The sequence below is a fragment of the Pontibacterium sp. genome (assembly GCF_041587635.1).
Lineage (GTDB): Bacteria > Pseudomonadota > Gammaproteobacteria > Pseudomonadales > Balneatricaceae > Pontibacterium.
Window position 1 is genome coordinate 1 of sequence record NZ_JBFGYC010000413.1, and the last position, 3,710, is coordinate 3,710.

A 3,710-nucleotide genomic window follows, 5' to 3' on the forward strand; every position below is an offset into this window, starting at 1 on the left:
CTCCGGCTGACCGGACAGAGGATCCGTCACCGGTGCCACTAACGCCCCCATGCGCCCCTGAGAGGCAAACGCTTCGTTCCAATGCATCGGCACGAAGATTTCCCCTTTGCGCTGCCCCTCTTCTATTCGGGTGCGGGCATAATAATCAGCACGGGGGTTCGATACTTTCACCAGCATGCCATCGCTGATATTGCGGATCGCCGCGTCACGCGGATGAACTTCCACAAACGGCTCTTCACGATGATTAAACAAACGCGGCGCTGTGCCGGTGCGGGTCATCGTATGCCACTGGTCGCGTATACGACCGGTATTCATCACCAGCGGCGCACGATCAGTGGGCTGCTGAACCGGTGCACGAGGGATGATCTCAACAAAACGTGCCCGTCCCGTCGGCGTAAAGAACTTGCCGTCAGCAAACATTCGCTCAGTCCCATCAGGGCATTCCGCGGTGACCGGCCATTGAATCGGCTTCAGATTGTCATAGGTAAAGCGATCGATATTGGAGAAATAGCTGATATCGAAATCGCGCTGCCCTTCGTTCTCAAATCCCGACAACGCGGCATGCTCAGCGAAAATTTCGCTGGGATGACGATAGCTGAATCCGCTGTCATAACCCATCCGCTTCGCCACTTCGCACATAATCCACCAGTCATGGCGGGCTTCTCCACTCATGGGGATCAGACCACGCTGACGTGATATACGACGCTCAGAGTTGGTGACCGTGCCATCTTTCTCACTCCAACCTGTGGCAGGCAACAGAATATCTGCAAACTTGGCAGTATCACTGTCAGCAACACACTCGGAAACAACCACCGTTTCACACTTCTCTAATGCGCGTTTAATCTGATCAGCGTCAGGCAAACTCACCACCGGGTTGGTCGCCATAATCCAGACAGCTTTAACCTCTCCGCGCTCGATCGCCTGAAACAGATCCACCGCTTTGTAACCGGGCTTCGTCGCCATATTCGGCGCATCCCAGAATCGCTCTACTCGATCTATGGATTCAGCATCAAAATCCATATGGGCCGCGAGCTGATTGGCCAACCCTCCAACTTCACGGCCACCCATCGCATTGGGCTGTCCGGTCAGAGAGAAAGGCCCCTGCCCTGGCTGGCCTACACGACCAGTTGCCAGATGACAGTTGGTAATCGCATTCACGTTATCCACGCCACTCGCCGACTGATTGGTCCCCTGAGAGAAAAAAGTCAGCACGTTTTCTGTCGCACCAAACCAGCTAAAGAACGAGAGCAAAGACTCCACCGGAAGATCACAGTCTTCCGCCAACTGACGTGGGTCTCCCGCACTGTTCACTGCAGCCTCCAGTGCGTACTCAAAGCCATCAGTAAAGCGGTCGATATAGTCCTGATCCAGATAATCATTGGTTGCCAACCAGCTCAGCAGACCGTTGAACAAACACGTGTCGCTACCCGGTTTGAGTGCCAAATGAATATCCGCAAGTTTACAGGTGGCCGTATCACGAGGATCAATCACCACGACTTTCAGATTGGGATTGTTCTTTTTCGCCAACACCATCCGCTGAAATAGGATCGGATGATTCCATGCTGTATTGGAACCCACCAGCACAATCAGGTTGGCCAGTTCGATATCATCATAACTACACGGCACTGTGTCAGATCCAAACGCGCGCTTATAACCCACCACGGTTGATGCCATGCATAAACGGGAGTTGGTATCGATGTTCGCGGTGCCGACAAAGCCTTTCATCAGCTTGTTAGCAACATAGTAATCTTCCGTCAGCAGCTGCCCCGACAGATACATGGCAACAGAGTCCGGGCCATGCTCCTCAACAGTGCGCTGAAAACGTGCAGCGACCTCATTCAGGGCATCATCCCAATGCGCGGGCAGGCCATCGACCTGCGGTTTCAACAGGCGACCACGGGTATCCAGCGTCTCGTGCAAGCTGGACCCTTTCACACATAAACGTCCGAAATTTGCCGGGTGGTTTTTATCTCCTTTCACGCCAGAAATCTGGCCTGTTTCCCTTATAACCTCTACGCCGCAGCCTACACCGCAGTAGGGACAGGTGGTGTGAGAGTTCATGTGTGACCTCCAAAAAAAAAGCCCGACACCGGACCAGGAATCCAGTATCGGGCGACATTGCCCAGCAACTATAAAAAACGTCTTTGCTAACTAAAAATGAAGGTCGATAAGCGCGACACCTCATGCCATGGATACAGCAAGTGGTGTGCCAACAGTGTTTTTCATTCGCGGCATATTTATTGCATTACCTTTATCCGAGCCAACCTATCTGGCACTAAAAAGGTTATGTAGTAGATGAAAGATTCACGTTCACTCGATGTCCTGATAATCGATGACGAGCCCACACGCGCAGATGCACTCTTTGAAGCCCTCAATGCTTTGGGTCACAAAGTGGTCTGCCACCTGTCCGATTCCAGCGGTTTGTGTGATCAGGTCAGCGAGCGTAGCCCGGACATCGTGATTATCGATATGGATTCGCCCAATCGAGATACGCTGGAAAGCATGGCGGCGATGAGCCAGAGCAACCCACGACCCATTGTCTTCTTCGCAGAAAAGGCCAATGACCGGGACAGTATCTCCGCGGCGATTAATGCAGGTGTTAGCGCCTATATCGCAGATGGTCTGCAAACGGATAGGGTTAAAGCCATCATGGATACGGCCATTGCCCAGTTCGATGCTTTTCATTCGCTACGGACCGAACTGGAGAAAACCAAAATCCAGCTATCAGAACGCAAAGTGGTCGAAAAAGCCAAAGGCATGTTGATGAAACATCAGGGCTGCGACGAGGAGCAGGCCTACAAAACCTTGCGCAAACTGGCGATGGATCGCAGTCAAAAACTGGTAGAAGTGGCACAGAGTGTCATCGACATTCTGGAACTCACCGGCCTGCCCAAAACAGGCAAGCGGTAAGCAAGAGGAATTACGAAGTATGAGTATTGCAGCACCCGAAAAAACATCATTAAAACTAGGTTTTGTTCCTCTGCTGGATTGCGCACCGCTGGTTATCGCCCGTGAAAAAGGTTTCTTTCAAAACGAAGGGCTCAACGTTGTATTATCCCGCGAATCCAGTTGGGCCAACATCCGCGACAAGGTGAGCTTTGGTCTGTTAGACGGTGCTCAAATGCTGTCACCGATGCCGCTGGCGTCTACGCTCGGTCTGGGCAGCCAGGCCACACCGATGATCACGGCACTGGCATTGAGCATGAACGGCAATGCCGTCACCTTATCCGCCGAGCTATACCAGGCACTCAGCCCGCAACTACGAGACCGGCCCAACGCGGCAGAAGTTGGCAATGCCCTGAAACAGTGGATTGCATCCGTGCGCACTAAGCCGGTATTTGCGACCGTGTTTCCGTATTCCTGCCAACACTATCAACTGCGTTACTGGTTAACCGCCTCCGGTATCGATCCGGATCAGGATGTGACACTGATTGCCGTCCCGCCAACCAAGATGGTCAGTACGATGCGCGATCACCTGATCGATGGGTACTGTGCTGGCGAACCCTGGAATACGCTGGCAGAATCAGGAGCGGTCGGAAAAGTGGCCGTCACCGGCTATCAGATCTGGTCTGATTCAATAGAGAAGGTATTTGCCGTCACGCAACGCTGGGCGGATAGCCATCCCAATACCCATACTGCACTGATTCGGGCACTGGTCGCCGCGTGTGAATGGCTCAGCCATTCCAGCAACCATGTGGAAGCGCTGGATC

Annotated in this window: 3 protein-coding genes; 2 read left to right on the plus strand and 1 reads right to left on the minus strand. The window is 53.0% G+C overall.

Annotated features, from left to right (window positions below; genetic code table 11):
- Positions 1-2,061: molybdopterin oxidoreductase family protein (locus ABYW01_RS16565; protein WP_372834820.1), on the minus strand; the 2,061-nt coding region annotated here is incomplete at its 3' end.
- Between the two features lie 234 nt (positions 2,062-2,295).
- On the opposite strand from ABYW01_RS16565, the gene ABYW01_RS16570 reads away from it, so the two are divergent.
- Positions 2,296-2,910 (plus strand): ANTAR domain-containing response regulator, encoded by a 615-nt coding sequence (locus tag ABYW01_RS16570; protein ID WP_372834823.1) that lies wholly within the window; start codon positions 2,296-2,298, stop codon positions 2,908-2,910.
- Positions 2,911-2,929: 19 nt separating this feature from the next.
- A partial coding sequence (locus tag ABYW01_RS16575) for a CmpA/NrtA family ABC transporter substrate-binding protein (RefSeq protein WP_372834826.1) occupies positions 2,930-3,710 on the plus strand: 781 nt, incomplete at its 3' end.

Excerpts from the sequence above, each read along its gene's own strand:
- ABYW01_RS16570 (WP_372834823.1), top strand. The coding sequence starts at position 2,296 with ATGAAAGATTCACGTTCACTCGATGTCCTGATAATCGATGACGAGCCC.